This is a genomic window from Catellatospora sp. KI3 (assembly GCF_029948125.1).
Classification (GTDB): Bacteria; Actinomycetota; Actinomycetes; order Mycobacteriales; family Micromonosporaceae; genus Catellatospora.
In genome coordinates this window covers 1-17,257 of sequence record NZ_JASAMB010000036.1, presented here as the reverse complement: position 1 = coordinate 17,257, position 17,257 = coordinate 1, and the positions used below count along the sequence as shown (strand labels likewise).

The 17,257-nt window shown below is 73.8% G+C and carries 13 protein-coding genes; 7 read left to right on the top strand and 6 right to left on the bottom strand.

Translation table 11 applies throughout. The annotated features are described in order from the left end of the window. Positions 1–18: 18 nt before the first annotated feature. Both QEZ54_RS33995 and corA read left to right on the top strand, forming a co-directional pair. The gene (locus tag QEZ54_RS33995; protein ID WP_281308880.1) at positions 19–534 is read left to right on the top strand and encodes an N-acetyltransferase; all 516 of its coding nucleotides are present in this window, start codon (positions 19–21) and stop codon (positions 532–534) included. A 117-nt stretch (positions 535–651) separates the two neighbouring features. Continuing rightward, complete coding sequence (gene corA / locus QEZ54_RS33990; protein ID WP_281308903.1) at positions 652–1,698, top strand: magnesium/cobalt transporter CorA; 1,047 nt, start codon at positions 652–654, stop codon at positions 1,696–1,698. 19 nt (positions 1,699–1,717) lie between these two features. Here corA and QEZ54_RS33985 read toward each other — a convergent pair whose 3' ends face one another. The 3 genes from QEZ54_RS33985 to QEZ54_RS33975 form a co-directional block, all read right to left on the bottom strand. Then, on the bottom strand, positions 1,718–2,098 hold the full coding sequence (locus QEZ54_RS33985) for an MmcQ/YjbR family DNA-binding protein (RefSeq protein ID WP_281308879.1): 381 nt from the start codon (positions 2,096–2,098) through the stop codon (positions 1,718–1,720). 462 nt (positions 2,099–2,560) lie between these two features. Then, positions 2,561–4,951, bottom strand: a complete 2,391-nt coding sequence (locus tag QEZ54_RS33980; RefSeq protein WP_281308878.1) for a transglycosylase domain-containing protein — start codon at positions 4,949–4,951, stop codon at positions 2,561–2,563. 289 nt (positions 4,952–5,240) lie between these two features. After that, positions 5,241–6,521, bottom strand: a complete 1,281-nt coding sequence (locus QEZ54_RS33975) for a mannosyltransferase family protein (protein WP_281308877.1) — start codon at positions 6,519–6,521, stop codon at positions 5,241–5,243. A 117-nt stretch (positions 6,522–6,638) separates the two neighbouring features. On the opposite strand from QEZ54_RS33975, the gene QEZ54_RS33970 reads away from it, so the two are divergent. Then, positions 6,639–8,081, top strand: a complete 1,443-nt coding sequence (locus QEZ54_RS33970; protein ID WP_281308876.1) for a serine/threonine-protein kinase — start codon at positions 6,639–6,641, stop codon at positions 8,079–8,081. Positions 8,082–8,096: 15 nt separating this feature from the next. Here QEZ54_RS33970 and QEZ54_RS33965 read toward each other — a convergent pair whose 3' ends face one another. Beyond that, the gene (locus QEZ54_RS33965; protein ID WP_348650605.1) at positions 8,097–8,510 is read right to left on the bottom strand and encodes a roadblock/LC7 domain-containing protein; all 414 of its coding nucleotides are present in this window, start codon (positions 8,508–8,510) and stop codon (positions 8,097–8,099) included. A gap of 17 nt (positions 8,511–8,527) precedes the next feature. Continuing rightward, positions 8,528–10,525: an ATP-binding protein gene (locus QEZ54_RS33960; protein WP_281308874.1), complete on the bottom strand. Its 1,998-nt coding sequence runs from the start codon at positions 10,523–10,525 to the stop codon at positions 8,528–8,530. A gap of 329 nt (positions 10,526–10,854) precedes the next feature. Here QEZ54_RS33960 and QEZ54_RS33955 point away from each other — a divergent pair, with 329 nt between their 5' ends. After that, positions 10,855–12,768, top strand: a complete 1,914-nt coding sequence (locus tag QEZ54_RS33955; protein ID WP_281308873.1) for an anthranilate synthase family protein — start codon at positions 10,855–10,857, stop codon at positions 12,766–12,768. Positions 12,769–12,848: 80 nt separating this feature from the next. Here QEZ54_RS33955 and QEZ54_RS33950 read toward each other — a convergent pair whose 3' ends face one another. Continuing rightward, on the bottom strand, positions 12,849–13,370 hold the full coding sequence (locus QEZ54_RS33950) for a hypothetical protein (protein ID WP_281308872.1): 522 nt from the start codon (positions 13,368–13,370) through the stop codon (positions 12,849–12,851). Positions 13,371–13,621: 251 nt separating this feature from the next. Between QEZ54_RS33950 and QEZ54_RS33945 the strand changes: the two genes are divergently transcribed. The 3 genes from QEZ54_RS33945 (at position 13,622) to QEZ54_RS33935 (ending at position 16,847) form a co-directional block, all read left to right on the top strand. After that, positions 13,622–13,966 (top strand): hypothetical protein, encoded by a 345-nt coding sequence (locus QEZ54_RS33945; protein WP_281308871.1) that lies wholly within the window; start codon positions 13,622–13,624, stop codon positions 13,964–13,966. Continuing rightward, positions 13,963–15,924, top strand: coding sequence for a M91 family zinc metallopeptidase (locus QEZ54_RS33940; RefSeq protein ID WP_281308870.1), 1,962 nt, complete (start codon positions 13,963–13,965; stop codon positions 15,922–15,924). The genes QEZ54_RS33945 and QEZ54_RS33940 overlap by 4 nt, the downstream gene beginning before the upstream one ends. Positions 15,925–16,037: 113 nt before the next feature. After that, on the top strand, positions 16,038–16,847 hold the full coding sequence (locus QEZ54_RS33935) for a metal-dependent hydrolase (protein ID WP_281308869.1): 810 nt from the start codon (positions 16,038–16,040) through the stop codon (positions 16,845–16,847). The last annotated feature ends 410 nt before the right edge of the window (positions 16,848–17,257 follow it).

The following is a 17,257-nucleotide window of genomic DNA, read 5'->3' as shown; positions in this document are numbered from 1 at the left end:
AGATCGGACGATGATCGCGTGCTGATCCGCAGAGAACGCCCCGCCGACGTCGTGGCCATCCGCGACGTCACCACCGCCGCCTTCGCCACCGCCGGGAACCCGGCGCCGGTCGAGGCCAAGCTGGTCGACGAACTGCGGGCCGACGGCGGCTGGCTGGCCGCGCTGTCGCTGGTGGCGGTATCGCACGACGGCGCCATCGTCGGCCACGTCGCCTGCACCCGGGGCCGCGTCGGCGACGCGCCCGCCCTCGGGCTGGGACCGCTCAGCGTGCGCCCCGACCACCAGCGCCACGGCGTCGGCAGCGCGCTGGTGCACACCGTGCTCGGCGCCGCCGACGCCCTCGACGAGCCGGTCGTGGTGCTGCTGGGCGACCCCGGCTACTACCACCGCTTCGGCTTCCGCCCCGCCGCCGGGCTGGGCATCGTCCCGCCGGACCCGCAGTGGGCGCCGCACTTCCAGGCCCGGCCGCTGCACGCGTACCACCGCGGGGTGGTGGGACTGTTCACCTACGCGGCGCCGTTCGCCCGGCGCTGACCGACTACGATCATCGGGAGAGCCCCGGCGGGAGGTGAGCGCGTGTCCGGACACCAGCACCCGACGGGCGCGACCCCCTGGGGGTGGGCCGCGCCGCTGCGCAAGGCCGCCTCCCGGATCCGCCCCGGCGCCCACGACGTCCCCGACGAGCACGACGAGCACGGCGGCGCCGACTGCGTCGTCGACTGCGCCGTGTACGTGGCGGGCCACCGCCTGCCCGGCCGCTGCGGCTACACGGAGGCGCTGGCGCAGGTGCGGCAGAGTCCGGGCTCGTTCCTGTGGCTGGGGCTGCACCAGCCGACCGAGGCGGAGTTCACCCCGATCGCGGCGACGTTCGGGCTGGACGAGCTGGCGGTCGAGGCCGCGGTCACGCTCCGGCAGCGCCCGAAGATCGAACGCTTCGGCGACGTCAGCGTCTTCGTGCTGCGCACCACCCGGTACGTCGAGCACCCGGAGCTGACCGAGACCTCCGAGGTGGTGGAGACCGGCTCGGTGGTGGTCTTCATCGGCGACGGGTTCGTGATCACGGTGCGGCAGGGTTCGGCGGGGCAGCTCGCCCCGGTCCGCGCCGACCTGGAGAAGCGCCCCGACCTGCTCGCCCAGGGGCCGTGGGCGGTCGCGCACGCGGTGTCGGACCGGCTCGTCGACTCGTACCTGGAGGTGGCCGTCGCCTTCGAGAACGACATCGACGAGCTGGAGGACCACGTCTTCTCCTCCCAGTCGCAGAACCGGGCCGCGCAGATCTACCAGCTCAAACGTGAGCTGATGGAGTTCAAGCGGGCGGTCGCCCCGCTGCAGCACCCGCTGGCGGCGCTCACCGAGGACAAGGAGCTGCTGCCCAAGGAGATCCGCCGCTACTTCCGCGACGTCAACGACCACCTGCTGCGCACCGTCGAGCGCATCACCGGGTACGACGACCTGCTGAACTCGATCCTGCAGGCGCGGCTGGCGCAGCTGAGCGTCGACCAGAACAACGACATGCGCAAGATCGCGGCATGGGCCGCCATCGCGGCGGCGCAGACCGCCATCGCCGGGGTCTACGGCATGAACTTCGACTTCATGCCCGAACTGCACTGGCGCTACGGGTACGCGATGGTGATGGCGCTGATGTTCCTCGTCGCGTTCACCATGTACCGCGCCTTCCGCCGCTCCGGCTGGCTCTGACCTCAGCCCGCTCGGACCGTCAAACCCGCTCGGCCAGGAACGCCTTGGCCAGCCGCTTCGGGGCCCGGCTCAGCCACGCCTCGGTGAGCAGCTCCTCCAGCTCGGGCAGACTGATGCGCTCCAGCCGGACCAGCACCGCCGGATACCCGTCGAAGTGCGGGGTGATGAAGTAGACGGACGGATCGTCGGCCAGCAGCGCCGCCCTCGCGCCGAGATCCGGCACCCGCGCGGCCAGGATCGGCCCGTCCGGGGCGGCGGCGCCCAGCGCCTCCAGGTCGGCCTTGCGCAGGGCTCGCGCCCAGGCAAAGAGCTTGTCCCCGACGCGCCACTCCTGCGGCGCGGGCTCCGCACTCTCCGGCAGCCCCATAGCAACCCGCCGCACATCCTTCCAACCCGCCATCCCCCAACCCTAGACAACCCGCCCCACGCCACGCCGCCCCGCAGCCCGCACCCCGTGCACACCCGCGCCCCGCACACCCCGCGCCGCGCCGCCCCGCGCCGCGCCGCCCCGCCCCGCGCCGCCCCGCCCCGCGCCGCCCCGCCCCGCGCCGCCCCGCCCCGCGCCGCGCCGCGCCTGCAGTTTCGGGGAAACTGCACGAATCTTGACGCGCATTCGCGCACTTCCCCCGAAACTGCACCAACCCCGAGCACGAGACGACGCCCGAAGGGGCGGACCACGCCCCTTCTTTCATAAACGCTGGCCTATCTAGAGGACATTTTCATGATCGAAGTCGACTAGATAGGCCAGCGTCAATCAAAGGCGGGGCCGGAGCGGCCCGCCGAGTGCACGGACGGCTCAGCGACTCCGCCCCACCCCGCCCGCGTCCCGCGCCGCGGCGGCGTCACGCCGCCATGGCACAGGTCAGGGGCGGGGTGATGCCGAACCGCTCGCCGTCGGCGTCGGAGAGGGGCAGGTCGCCGGGTCGCACGGCGGCGTGGCCGGCGGGGCGGTCGGGGTTGGCGTCGGCTCGGGCACCCCGTCGCCCGCGTCCTTGCTGCCGATGTCGCCCCCCGTCCCGTCCGGCAGCGGCTGCGGCGGCAGCTTCATCGCCTTGTGGGCGGCGTTCATGAACCCCTCCCAGATGTCGCCGGGCAGCTTCGACCCGCCGATGGGCCTGCCGTTCCGGTCCCGGATCGGCAGCTCGTCGCGTACGTTGCCCACCCACACGGCGGTGGCGATCTGCGGCGTGTAGCCGACGAACCACGCGTGCGCGTTCTCGCCCTCGTGGCGTTTGCGCCCCTTGGCGTCACGCTGCCCGTTCTCCCAGGTGCCGGTCTTCGCGGCGGCCTGCCGTCCGGACAGGGCGTGGCTGCCGACGATCTGCTTGAGCACGCCCGTCACCTCGTCGGCGATCTCCTTGGTGAAGGCGCGGCGGGCCACGAGCTGCTCGCCGGTGCCGGGTACGGTCTCCCAGGCGCCGGTCTTGCGGTTCTTGCGCTCGACCTTCACCACGAAGTGCGGCTTGTGGTAGACGCCGCCCGCGGCGAAGGTGGCCACGCCGGTGGCGTGGTCGAGCACGGTGATCGGGTACTGGCCGAAGCCGACCTGGTAGTAGAAGGCGCCACGACCGGTGTCGGCCCTGGGGTCGTCGAGGTGCCGGGCCTTGCCGTCGCCGGTGGACCACATGGTGCCGATGCCCGCGCGGCGGGCCAGGCCGACGACCTCCTCCGGCCCGATCGCCTTCGCGATCTTGAAGAACGGCACGTTGTACGACTTGATCGTCATCAGGTCCAGCGGGCAGTCGCGATTGCAGCTGGCGTTCTCGCGCCCCGAGTTGGAGACGTCGAACTCGTCGCCCCTGCTCTTCTTCAGCTCGGTCGAGTCCCACCTGCTCTTGATCGAGTACTGGTGCTCCAGCGCCGCCGCGAGCGTGTAGATCTTGAACGAGGAGGCGGGCGGGTGCCCGCCGAACTCCGAGTCGGTGCCCGCCGCGTTGACCCCCGCGTAGTCGGTGCCGGTGCCGTCGTTGCCGCCGTAGTACGCCAGCACCCGGCCGCTGCTCGGCTCGATCGCGACCGCCGCCGCCATCAGGTTCTTCGGTTGGCCGGACAGCAGGGTGCCCTTGCCGTCGACCGCCCGCACCAGCTCCTCGGTGCAGGTCTGCTTGCCGTCCGCGGTCTTGCAGACGCGGCGCCACTCGTGCGAGCGGTACACCTGCTGCTGCAGGGCGGCCTGGGCGCGCGAGTCGATGGTGGTGGTGATGCGGTAGCCGGCGCTGCGCCAGTCGCTGATGCCCCAGGCGCGCAGTTCGTCGCCGACGTGGTGGACGACGTGCCCGGTGCCGCTGCCGACGTAGCCCCACTCCCCCGCGTACTGCCCCGGCTTGTACGGCTTGAGCTCCTTCTCCGGGTACACCTGCGCCGCCCGGTCCGCGGCGCTCAGCCAGCGCATCTCCACCATGTTGTCCAGCACGTACCCCCAGCGCCGCTTGGCCTCGGCCAGGTTGTTCTGCGGGTCGTAGCCCTGGTGGGCCGAGTTGGGTTCGGGCTGGCGCAGCACCGCGCCGAGCACGGCCGCCTGCGCCACGGTCAGCTTGGTCGCGTCGACGCCGAAGTACGCCCGCGCCGCCGCACCGACCCCGTACGCGCTGCGGCCGAAGTAGACCGTGTTGAGGTAGAAGCCCATGATCTGCTCTTTGGAGTACTCCTTCTCGAGCTTGCGGGCCATCACCGCCTCGCGCAGCTTGCGCGCGAACGTGATCTCCATGTCGTCGGCGGCGGCGCGGGCGTACTGCTGGGTGATGGTCGAGGCGCCCTGGGTGGTGCCGCCGGTGAGGTTGTTCCAGGCCGCGCGCGCGATGCCCCACGGGTCGATGCCGTCGTGGTCGTAGAAGTTCTTGTCCTCGCCCGCGATCAGGGCGTCGCGGACCTGCCTGGGCAGCGTCCCCATCACCACCAGGGTGCGGTTCTCGGCGCCCAGCTTGGCCAGCTGCTTTCCGTCGCTGGACCAGACCTCGGTGTTCTCCTTGAGGCTGAGCTGGTCCGGGCGGGGCACGCTGTCGTAGAACCAGGTCCCGCCGATGAGCCCGCCGCCGGTCAGCAGCAGCACCACCGCGATGATCACCGCCAGCCGGGTGCGCCTGCGTCTGCCGCGCCCCTTGCGGCGGCGTGGCCGCTGCTGCCCCGCTTCGTCCGGCACCGAGGCCCGGCCGACGGCCGGCGGCGGCGCGGTCGGCGCGACCGCCCCGGGCACCGCGGCCCGACCGCTGGCCCCGTGCCGTACACCAGGTGCTTCATCACCGTAGGTAGTCATCTGTCACACCGTCCTATCCGGGATACGAGTGTTTCCAGCCCTCTCCTGCGCGCAGGCTAAACAGGAAGCCGAAATCCCAGGGGTATGACTACTCAAAGTTATTTCTGCTAACCGAACTTTCACGGCGTCCAGCGAGCATCTTCGATCGGTGAACGCACCGGTCGCCTCGCGTGTCGCGGCTCCGAACGGGCACGGCCGGACCCCGGTGCCCACCCGAAGGTGCCACTGAGATCCGGCCGAGCGGACCAGGCGGCACTCGGCCGACCGGACCCGCGATCGACGCGACGTCCTACGCCACGAAGTTGTTCTGCACGAACGTGACGATCATGACGCCCTGCAGCGCCAGCGCGATCCCGGTGTAGGCCCGGTCGAACCCGGGGCGGCGGCCCATCCGCGCCAGCACCAGGAACGCGACACTGCACTCCAGCGCGAACCGCCACACCGAGCTGAGCGGGTAGTAGCTGTGGATCGGGTTGGACAGCGGCATCAGCATCACGATCGCCGCGAACACCACCAGGTAGGCGGCCTTCGCACCCAGCCGCCACGGGCCGACCAGGGCCAGCACGAGCAGCAGCAGCACCGCCAGCGCGGTGCCGAGGTTGGCGATGTTGCGGATGGTGTCGGGGTGGTACAGCGGTCCACTGCGGGCGATCAGGTCGAAGACGTCGGCCACCACCTGCCACGGCGGGGTGAACCCGTCGTGGAACCAGCTCTTCTGCGACTCCAGGAAGTGCAGCGGATCGCCGAACGTCCGCTGCAGGTAGTACATGTAGGCCAGCAGGCCCCCGGGGACCAGCACGATGCCCAGCACGCCCCAGTTCAGCCGGGGCAGGCGCAGGTGCGGCGATCCCGACCAGCGCAGCGCGAAGCCGGACTGGCGCAGGTACTCCACCACGAAGGCGGCGCCGAGCATGACGCCGGCCATCCGGGTGGCGCTGGCGCATCCCGCGAGCAGTCCCGCCGCCCACCAGCGCCCCTGGCGCATGCAGTACAGCGAGGCCAGCGCCAGCGCGATGAACAGCGACTCGTTGTACGCCGCCACCAGGTAGAACCCGGTCGGGAAGGCGAGCAGGTAGAACGTCGCCCGGCGGGCGTCCTCGGCGCCCGTCAGCTCGGTGGCCAGCCGGTGCAGCAGGATCAGCGCGGCCAGGCAGGCCAGCGCCGACACGGCCAGGCCCGCCTCGTACGACCCGCCGGGCACCACCGCGTCGGCGGCGCGCACCGCCATCGGGTACCCCGGGAAGAAGGCGGTGGCGCGGGTGTCCGCGGTGTAGCCGGAGTCGGCGACGATCAGGTACCAGGTGGTGTCCCACCGGTTCCAGGCACCGAGCAGCTCGTGCAGGGTGCCCGGCGCGGCGCCCGCCTTGGCCTCGAGGTCCTGCAGCGGCAGCCAGGCCGCCGCGGTGACGACGTAGTAGATCGCGATCCCGGTAACCCAGGTCACCACGCCCGTCAGCACCGACGGCCGCCAGCGGGCCCACACCGACGGCGGGGCCGGGGCCGCCGCGGGCGCGGGCGCCTGCGCCGCATCCGGCGAAGCGGGCATAACGGTATCGATGGTGTCGGGCATAGGCGAGAGGATAGCGCCGCGACCTCGGTACCGGCGCGCACTACCGGCCCTGTCCCGCCCGCACGGACGAGCCGTCGCACCGTGCCGGACGGGCGGCCGCACGGTACGTTGGGCACCATGTCAGCCTTCGCCCCCGGTCTGAAGCTGCACGACCGCTACCTGCTGGAACGCCGCATCGGCAGCGGCGGGATGGCCGAGGTGTGGCGCGCGCACGACCTCGTGCTGGGCCGCCCGGTGGCGGTGAAGGTGCTCGCCGGGCCGATGGCCGCCGACCCCGCCCTGCGCGCGGGCGCGCTGCGCGAGGCCCGCTCGGCGGCGCAGCTGACCCACCCGAACATCACCGCCGTGCACGACTTCGGCGAGGCCTCCTTCCCCGACGGCCACGCCGAGCCGTACCTGGTGATGGAGCTGCTGACCGGCGACTCGCTGGCCGACCGGATGGCCGCCGGGCCGGTGCCGTGGCCGCAGGCGGCCGCGGTCGGCGGGCAGATCGCGGCGGCGCTGGCCGCCGCGCACGCCCGCGACGTGGTGCACCGCGACATCAAGCCGGGCAACATCATGCTGACCCCGACCGGGGCGAAGGTGCTCGACTTCGGCATCGCCGCGATGACGGGGCTGCCCGACGCGCACGGCGGCTGGGTAATCGGCACCCCGGCGTACGCCGCGCCCGAGCGCCTGCACCAGGCCGCCGCCAACCCGGCCGCGGACGTCTACTCCCTCGGCGTGCTGCTGGTGGAGATGGTCACCGGGCGGCGGCTGCACCCGGCCGACACCTGGGAACAGGTCGCCGCCCTGCATGCCCGGCCGCGGCCGCTGCCGCACCTGCCCGGGGTGCCGCCCGCCGTCGCGGCGCTGATCGCGGCGGCGCTGGACCCGTTCCCGGCCCGGCGCCCGCGCGCGGCCGACCTGCAGCGGGCCCTGCTCGGCGGCCCCGGCACCGGCCACGGCGCGGTGGCCGCCCCGGCCGGTCCCACCCCGACGCTGCTCGCCCCGACCGGCGGTTCGATCTCCGGCGCGGCCCGCGTGCCGTCCGCCCCGGCCACCCGCCCGTACGTGCCGCCGCCGCCCCAGATGGCCCCCCGCCGACGCCGTACGCCGGTGCTCGGGTTCGCCCTGATGATGCTGCTGCTGCTCGCCGGCGGCGGGTACGTGCTGTTCTCGGCCATGCGCCCGGCCGACGGGGACGCCTCGCCGCCGCCCGCGACCACCCGGGCGGCGGTCAAGCCGTCGCGCAGCCCGAGCCCGAGCCCGAAGCCGGCGCGGCCAGCGGGGGTCGCGGCAGGCAACGACCTGCTGCTGGACATCAGCCAGCGGGCCATCACGATGGGGGTCACCGGCGACATCGACCCCGCGCACACCGGCGAGATCACCAAGACGCTGACCGACCTGACCCTGCGCTGGAACCTCCGCCAGTGGAAGTCGGTGATCAACCGCAGCAAGGACTTCCAGAAGCGGCTCGACGACTGGGTCGACGACGGCAGCGTCGGCGAGGACGCCGGCAAGGAGCTCGACGGCAAGCTCGACGAGCTGATCGACCTCGCCGACGAGTTGAAGGGCTGACCGGTCCGGCCGCGCTCAGCGCGGCAGGGCCTGCTGCAGCTCGGCGCGCAGGGCCGGGGTGAGGATCTCCCCGGTCTGCTTGGCCAGGCGGGCCATCTCGAAGCCGACCACGCCCAGGTCGGCGTCGGGGTCGGCGACGACCGCCAGCACCGAGCCGTCCCGCACGGACATGGTGAGGAAGTAGCCGCGGCCCATCTCCACCACCGTCTGGCGCACCTCGTCGCCGTCGATCAGCTGGGCCACGCACCCGGCCATGCCGATCAGGCCCGAGGTGACGGCGGCGAGCTGGTCGGCGGTCTGCCGGTCCAGGTGGGCCGAGACGGCCACGGTCAGCCCGTCCGAGGACGCGACGACGGCGTGCCGGGCTCCCGGCACCCGGGCGGCGAAACCGGCGATCAGCCAGTTCAGGTCCTGTGCGGGCTTGCTCAGCGTGGCGGTGGCGGTGGTCATGACTCCCCCTCGATGGCGTTCGGCGCCGGCGGCGCCGCCGCGTCGTCTCGCGCCTGGCCGCGCCGTACTCCCTCGTACAGGCGGGTCAGGTTGGCCGCGGTGGTCTCCGGATCGGGTTCGCGCCCCCGGGACGTCCGCTGCCTTGGTATCGATGATTCCACAGGGTTCGATGTAGCGGAGTCCCCCGACAGTTCGACTTCGACGAGCAGCGCGGCCGGCAGCCGCACTACGGCCCGTACGCCCACCTCGGTCGCGACCAGCCGCACCCGCACCCCGTGCCGGGCCGCGAGGTGGCTCACCACGACCAGGCCCATCCGCTCGCTGGCGGCCACGTCGACCTCGGCGGGCCGCGCCAGCAGCGCGTTCAGCTCGGCCAGCGTCTCGGCGCCGATGCCGATGCCCTCGTCGACGATCTCGACGACCGCGCCCGCCGCGGCGTTCGCCGCGTCCGCGCGGGCGCTGACCAGCACCGCGGTGTGCGGCGCGGAGAAGGCGGTGGCGTTGTCGAGCAGCTCGGCGAGCAGGTGGCCGATGTCGGCGGCGGCGTGCCCCACGACGTGGAGCGAGTCGTCGACGTCGGCGCGGACGCGCTCGTACTGCTCGATCTCGGAGAGGGCGGCGAGCACCAGCGCGGCCAGCGGCACGCCCTCGCGCCAGCGCCGCCGCGGCTCCGCCCCGGCCAGCACCAGCAGGTTCTCGTCGTTGCGGCGCAGCCGCGCGGCCAGGTGGTCCAGCCGGAACAGCGCGGCCAGGTGGTCCGGGTCGCGCTCGTCGCGCTCCATGTCGTCGAGCAGGCGCAGCTGCCGCTCGACCAGGATCTGGCTGCGCCGGGCCAGATTGATGAAGATCGCATTCTGGGTACGGCGGGAGCGCGCCTGGTGCACCGCCAGCTCGACGGCGCTCAGCCGCACCGCCTCGAACGCCGCCCCGACCTCGCCGATCTCGTCGACGCCCGTCGGACCGGCCACGATGCGCAGCTCCTGGGTGATCGAGTCGTGCGGCCCGGCGGCGCGCAGCCGCGACAGCGTCTGCGGCAGCTCCTGCTCCGCCACGGCCAGCGCCCGGCGGCGCAGCTCCCGCAGCGAGGCGAGCATGCCCCGGCCCACCACCACCGGCACGCCCACCGCCAGCAGCAGCACCAGCAGCACCACGACGGCGGTCACCAGCACCGACCGCCATACCCCGGCGACCTGGCGCTCGGCCCGCTCGGCCAGCCAGTCGCCCAGCGTCCGCTCGGCCGCGTGCCACCCGTCGACCTCGCCGCTGGCCGCACCCCACCAGGACACCGGGTCGACCGTCCCGGCGGGCAGCCGGGCGGCCAGGGCGTCGGCCTCGGCGGTGTCCGGGGCGGCGACCGGGGGCAGGCCGGCGGCAGCGGCGCGGTCGACGGTGGCGTCCAGCCGCGCGATCGCGTCGGTGCGGGCCTGTCTCAGCAGCGTCACCCGGGCGAGCAGGCTGGTGCCGTCCAGCGGCGGCACCGAGTAGCCGAAGCCGCGCAGCCGCGAGGCGGTCTCCTTGACCCGGGCCAGCGCCCCGGCGACCGCGGCCGCCTGCGACAGCCGCTGGTCGGCCGCGCCGATCGCGGTCAGGTCGATCTCGGTGATCAGCTCGTCGACGAGGGTGTCGTAACCGGAGGCGCGGTACCCCGCCCGCAGCGCCAGCAGCCGGTTCGGCAGCCGGGCCAGCGACGGCGCCACCGCGGTCCCGGTCCGGGCCAGGGCGGTGCGCCAGTCGTCGGCGGCGGCGTCGGTCGCGGCCACGGCCGCGTCGCGCTCGGACGGTATGACCGGAGCGGCACCCAGATCGCGCTCGGCCTGCACCCGGTGCACCAGGTCGGCGGCGGCGCGGGCCACGGCCACCCGGTCGGCGAAGACCTCGCCCGCGGCGGCGGTGCGGGCGGCCTGGGTCACCTGCAGACCGGCCACGGCGAGGAAGGCGAGCGCGGGGATGACGACGACGGCGGACAGGCGCGTACGCACCCGCCAGTCACGCACCCTCGGTAGCACTCCGTGCATCCCTCCGTCGTCGGACCTGGTAGACCACCCGTACCGCTGTGACTCGCGGTATGTTACCCGTCACCCACCGAAAAGTGGATAGGTGTACATGGTTCGAGGCGACCCCGGGTGAGCCTTCTGGACAGTCCCCGCCCCGCCCGGTACGGTTGCCCCATGTCCTTCCTCCGTACGCAGTGGTGGCGCGCCGAACCGGCGGCCCTCCACACGCACGGGTAGCGACAGCTCCCCATCCGCGGCCGCCCTTCGAGGCGGCCGTCGTGCTTTCCGGGGGCCATCCGCGGGGCGGCGTCGATCCAGAAGGAACATCGATGACCCTGCTCCACGACCTGCTCGACGCGCCCGACCCGGGCCCGTTCGCGCTGCTGCGCTTCGAGGGCTCCGACCGGCTCACGGTGCTGCGCGGCACGCTGCGCACCGCCGACCGGCTGGCCGACATCCCGCTGCCCGAACCCGCCCCCGGCCAGGCGTCCGGCCCGCGCACGCTGGCGCTGGTGCCGTACCGGCAGCTGGCCGAGCGCGGCTTCGCCTGCGTCGACGACGGCACCCCGCTGACCTGCCTGGAGATCACCGAGACGGCGCAGATCGGCCTGGCCGAGGCCGTCGCGCAGCTGCCCGACACCGTGCCCGACACCGAGGATCTGGGCTTCGACATCGACGACGACGCCTACCGGGCGCTGGTCGCGGCGGTGCTGCGGGACGAGATCGGCCACGGCGCGGGCTCCAACTTCGTGATCCACCGCACCGCGCTGGCCCGTACCGCCGCCGACCCGCGCCGCCTGGCCGCCGCCGCGCTGCGCCGCCTGCTCACCGACGAGCGCGGCGCGTACTGGACCTTCCTGGTGCACCTGCCCGGACCCGACGGGCGCACCCTGGTCGGCGCGTCGCCGGAGCGGCACGTCAGCGTCGAGGGCGGCCTGGCCATGATGAACCCGATCTCGGGCACGCTGCGCCACCGCGACGTCCCGCCGGGCGAGGCGGGCCGCCGCAGGGTCCTCGACTTCCTCGCCGACCCGAAGGAGGTCAACGAGCTGTCGATGGTCCTCGACGAGGAGCTGAAGATGATGGCCGTGGTCGCCGAGCGGGGCGGGCAGGTGCTCGGGCCGTACCTCAAGCACATGAGCCACCTCACCCATACCGAGTACCTGCTGGCCGGCCGTACCGGCCTCGACGTACGCGAGGTGCTGCGCGAGACGATGTTCGCCCCGACCGTCACCGGCAGCCCGATCGAGAACGCGGCCCGGGTCATCGCCCGCTATGAGCGCGCCGGGCGCCGCTACTACGGCGGCGTGCTGGCCCTGCTCGGCCGCGACGCCGACGGCGGCCAGACCCTGGACGCGCCGATCCTGTTCCGCTGCGCCGACATCGACCCGGCCGGCGGGATCGAGGTCAAGGCCGGGGCGACCCTGGTCCGCGACTCGACCGCCGACAGCGAGGTCGCCGAGACCCACGCCAAGGCAGGCGGCGTGCTCACCGCGCTCGGCCTGCGCCCGGCCCCGGCCGCGAGCGCCCGCGGCGACGTCGCCGCGTACGCCGCCGAACCGCGCGTCGCGGCGGTGCTCGCCGCCCGCAACGACCGGCTGTCGACGTTCTGGCTGGCCGAGCGGGCCGCCGCCGAGCCCGGACCGCTGGCGGGCCGCCGCGCGCTGATCGTCGACGCCGAGGACACCTTCACCGGCATGCTCGGCCACGTACTGCGCTCGCTGGGCATGCACGTGCGCATCCGGCCCAGCCACGACGTCGCCCCCGGCGACGCCGAGGCCGACGCCGCCGACCTGCTGGTGCTCGGCCCCGGGCCGGGCGACCCGGCCGACCGCGCCGAGCCGCGCATGGTGCGGCTGGCCGAACTGGCCGAGCGGCGGCTGGCCCAGCGGGCGCCGCTGCTGGCGGTATGCCTCGGGCACCAGGTGCTGAGCCTGGCGCTAGGGCTGGCGATGCACCGGCGCGACGTGCCGTACCAGGGCCTGCCCAGCGACGTCGACCTGTTCGGCACGGTGCGGCGGGTGGGCTTCTACTCCACGTTCACCGCGCTGAGCGACACCGACCGGCTGGTCACGCCGTACGGCACGGTCGAGGTCGCGCGCGACGCCGACGGGCACGTGCACGCGCTGCGCGGACCGGGCTTCGCCGGACTCCAGTTCCACCCGGAGTCGGTGCTCACCGAGGACGGGCCCGCCCTGCTGACCGAGCTCCTGACCGCCCTCCTCCCCATCCCCCACCCCTGAACTGGAGTAAGGAAGGGCCCCTTCTTATCGCTTTCGATAGAAGAAGGGGCCCTTCTTAACGCCCAGGTGGGGCGAGCGGGTCAGACGAGTTCGGCGGGGTCCAGGCGCAGGCGCTCGATCAGGTTGTCGCGGTGCAGGTCCGCGATCGGGCCGACCAGGTCGGGGTGGCGCAGCAGCACGGCGGCGCTCACGTCCTCCGGCGCGGGCCGGGTCAGGCGGGTGAAGTCGCGCGGCACCACCTGGGCATGCTCGCAGTCGGCGGTCGCGGTGACCGCGTCGGCGGCCAGCCGGGGGTCGGCCAGCAGGCACGCGGCCCAGCTCGCCACCACCTCGTCCACCCAGCCGCGCCACACCCGGTCGGCGTCGTCGTCCGGCTCGTCGAGGTAGACGACGCGGTCCAGCCCGCCGGAGCCGCCCGGACCCACCATCGCCAGCAGCCCCGCGTCCATCACGGTCGGGTAGCGCAGCCACGCCGCCACGGTCACCGCCTGGCGCGCCTGGGCCAGCACCCGGGCCGCCTCGGCCGGGCCGCCCGCGGCCGGATAGGTGCGGGTGAGCCAGTGCGTCGTAGCGGCGATGACGGGGGCGAGGCCGGCGTTCACGACTACCTCATTCGGGGGCGGGCCGCCTGCGGCGTAGCGGTCGGGCGCCGCGAGGGGCGGCACCCCGCCAAGGCAGCGGGAAGTAGCCATGCTAGCCAGATCGCGGCCACAAGTCGATCCATTGTCACCGATTCGAGCGCCGGTCCGGCACCCCGGTGTGACGAACATGACGCCGAGGGACCGCAGCGGGTTATCCACAGGCGGACGGCACCCCGTTGTGCCGTACCGGCCGCGCTGCCAGGCTCACCGGCATGACTGCGGACCTGACCGGAGCCGCCGACGCCGTCACCGCCCACGCGGGCCGGGTCGAGGCCGTCGCGGAGCAGCTCGCCCGGGTCGCCGTGCCCTGGCTCGGCGAAGCCGACACGCTGGTCGCGGCGGCGCACGAGCGGCTGGCCGAGCAGGCGCAGGCGCGGCTGCGGGCGCTGACCGACGCCCTGCTCGACCACGCCGACCTGGGCCTGCTCGCCGCCGCCACCCGGGCACGCGCCGACACGGACGCGGCCGCCGCCCTCGCCTCGGCCGCCCGCGCCCACCCGGCGACGCGGCGGGAGCTGGGCGCCACCGACGGCTGGGCGCTCGGAGCACCCCGGTGACCGCCGTTGGGACGGCCCCGCCGGTGCTGGTCCGCGTGCCGCCGCTGTGGGCTCTGGCCGTACGCTCCGCGCCCCTGCTCGCCGCGGCGGCCGCCTGGCGCGACTGCGCCACCGCCGCCGACCGCGCCGCGGCCGACCTCACCGATCCGGCCCGGTTCCTCACGCCCTCATCCGCGCACGGGCCCGACCGCCCAGGTCGCCGGGGTGCCGAGGGCAGCACGCATGAGAGCGGGGCAGGTCAGCAGTGGCGTGGGCAGGACGCGGACGCGTTCGCCGCGCGGTCGCGGCACCTGGCCGACCGGCTCACCGTGTTCGGGCGGACGGTGCGGCGTACCGCGTCGGCGCTGGAGGATCTCGCGGCGCGGACCGAGCGCACGGAGCGGCACCTGGACGAGTCGCTGGCCCGGGTAACGGCCGCGGTGCCGCATCACGCCGCGCCGGAGCGGATCATGTTCGCCGTCACCGGGCCAGGCGCGGAGCGGCTGGTCCGCGGCGCGGTCGCCGAGGCCGAGGCGCTGCGCGCCGACCTCGAAGGCGCCGCCCGCACCGCCGCGGCCGCGCTGGAGGCTGCCACCGACGCCCTGCGCTGGCTGGCCGAGCCACCGACCCCGATCGCCGGTCCGGACCTGGTCGAAGCGCTGACGCTGCACGCGCCAGGGCTCACGGTCGTGCGGACCGGCACGGCCGACGACACCGTCACGGTGACCGTCGAGCACGGCCAGGTGGTGGTACGGGCCGGCGACCGCGCCGTGGCCGTGCTGGACCCGGCCCGCGACCACGGCCGCATCGTGCTGCGCACCGGCGCGGGCGACGACCGCGTCCGCGTCGACCCGGCCGTGCCCATACCCGTCACGGTGCTGGCCGGGGCGGGCGCCGACCTGGTCGACGGGGGCGACGTCCTGGTCGGTGGCGCCGGGCGGGACACCCTGCTCGCCGGGGTGCACGACGCGCTGCTGCTCGGCGGCGGCGCCCGCGACTACCTGCAGGGCGACTCCGGCGACGACCTGCTGGACGGCGGCGACGGCGACGACACCGCGTACGGGCTCGACGGCGACGACACGCTGCGCGGCGGCACCGGCCACGACCACCTCGACGGCGGCCGGGGCGCCGACGACCTGCGCGGCGAGGCCGACCCCGACACGCTCGCCCCCGGCGCGGGCGCCGACCTGGCCTCCGGCGGCAGCGCCACCGACCTGGGCTACCTCGACCGCACCGACACCACCGGCGGCCCCGGCACCGGCAGCCGCCCCGGCACCGCCCCGGACCTCGACGGCCGGTCGGACGTGGAGCACGTCCACGTCCGCACCGAGCCCGGCGCGGACGACCCAGGTCAGCACATCCGCGTCGAGGGTTCGGCGCGCTTCCAGGCCCGGGTCGAGTCCGACCTGGACCTGCTGCGCAGCTCGCCGCTCGGGCGCGGCATGCTCGCCGAGCTGGACCAGCTCATGGCCGGTCCGCGGCCGGACGAGCGGGGCGTCTCCGCCTGGTGGCCGAACCTCGGCCCGCCACCGCCCGAGCCGGGCGTGCTGACGATCCGCGAGCTGCCGACCGGCACCGACAACGCGTACGCCGCAGTGGAGGACGGTCACCATGTGGTCGGCTACGACCCGTCCTTCGACGGGCTCGGCGGCACCGCTGCAGGCGGCGACGCGACCCCGGTGGCGGTGCTGTACCACGAGTTCGCGCACGTCTGGGACCACGCGCACGGCTACGGGTACGAGCACGGCCACCACGCCGACGACGTCATGTGGGACGGGTCCGGCATGGTGCCGGTGCCCGCCGCCGAACGGGTCGCGGTCGGCCTGCCGGTCGACGATGACGGGGATCCGACAACGCCCGACCGCCTCCACCCGCGCCATCCGTACCCGCTGACGGAGAACGCGCTCCGCGCTGAGCTGGGCGAACGTCCTCGGGTCAGTTACGGCGACACGCTGGCGGCCTCCGTGACCTCGCCCTGACCGTCTGCTATGGAGGTCCAGCCGATTGCGTAGGGCCGCCCTTGTTTGACACAGTGTGCGCGCGTTGATCGTCAGATGCCGTCACAGCGGTGACTAGGGGAGGCAGTAACACCATGATGGGTCCTCAGCACGCACTGTCCGGAGCGGCCGCCTGGCTGACCGGATCCTGGGTGGCCTCGACCTTCTTCGACTACGGGCAGTCGATGACCACCATCGCCATCGGCACCGCCGTGTGCGCCGGTGGGGCGCTCCTGCCCGACCTGGACATGTCCGGGAAGGTCACCCACAACGAGGGTGGATCGACGGTCTCGCGCAGCTTCGGCGTCTTCTCCCTGTTCATCGCCGAGGTGATCGAGAAGATCTCCGTCGGGGTGTACACGGCGACGAAACTCAGCAAGGACCCCGACCGGCACAACGGCCACCGCACGCTGACCCACACGCTGCCGTTCGCGGCGCTGATGGGCTTCGGCGCGACCTGGCTGTGCACCCGCTACGGCAAGTGGGCGGTGCTCGGCATCCTGTTCGTCATGTTCGGCTTCGCGCTGCGCGGCCTGTTCGACAAGTGGGCCCACCGCGCGGGCTGGGTGATCGTCACCATCACCTCGGGTGCCGCCGCGTACGGCGCGTACCTCCAGCTGCCGGAGGGCCGCGGCTTCCCGATGATCGGGCTCGCGGTGGGCGCGGGCTGCATCGTGCACCTGCTCGGCGACATCATCACCCGCGCCGGGGTGCCGATCTTCTGGCCGATCCCGACCGGCCGCCGCATGTGGCGCATGGTCGGCCTGCCGGACAAGTTCGCCATCGAGGCGGGCAGCAAGGTGGAGACCACCGTCCTGCGCACCGTCTTCACCGCGATCGCCCTGCTCGCGGGGGCGGGCGTCCTCGCCAGCCCTCTCTTGAAGAAGTTCGACATCGAACTCTGACCCCGTTCGACGGATCTTCCCGGCGGCGGTCGTGGCGCTTCTCCAGCGCCGCGACCGCCGCCGTCTCCGTTCTCGGCCTCGGAGATCGCCGGTCGGTGGCGCGAATACGCTGCTGGCTGGCACATTCAGACCCAAGACGGCGATCATCAGCCGTTGATCGCGAGTTGAGGACCAAACCGCCGCCCCGCACCCCGCACCCCGCACCGGTGCAGTTTCGGGGAAAGTGCACGAATCTTGGGCGCAGTTCCTGCACTTTCCCCGAAACTGCCGGAATCTTCCCCCGCCTCGCGGTGGTGATCGGCGTTTCGGGTCCCGAAGCGGGAGTCGGACGGCTCGCGACCCGGCGAGGTGACCGAAGGTCGCGATCAACAAGGCCGCTCCGGCCGATGATCACCGTCTGCGGTCAAAGC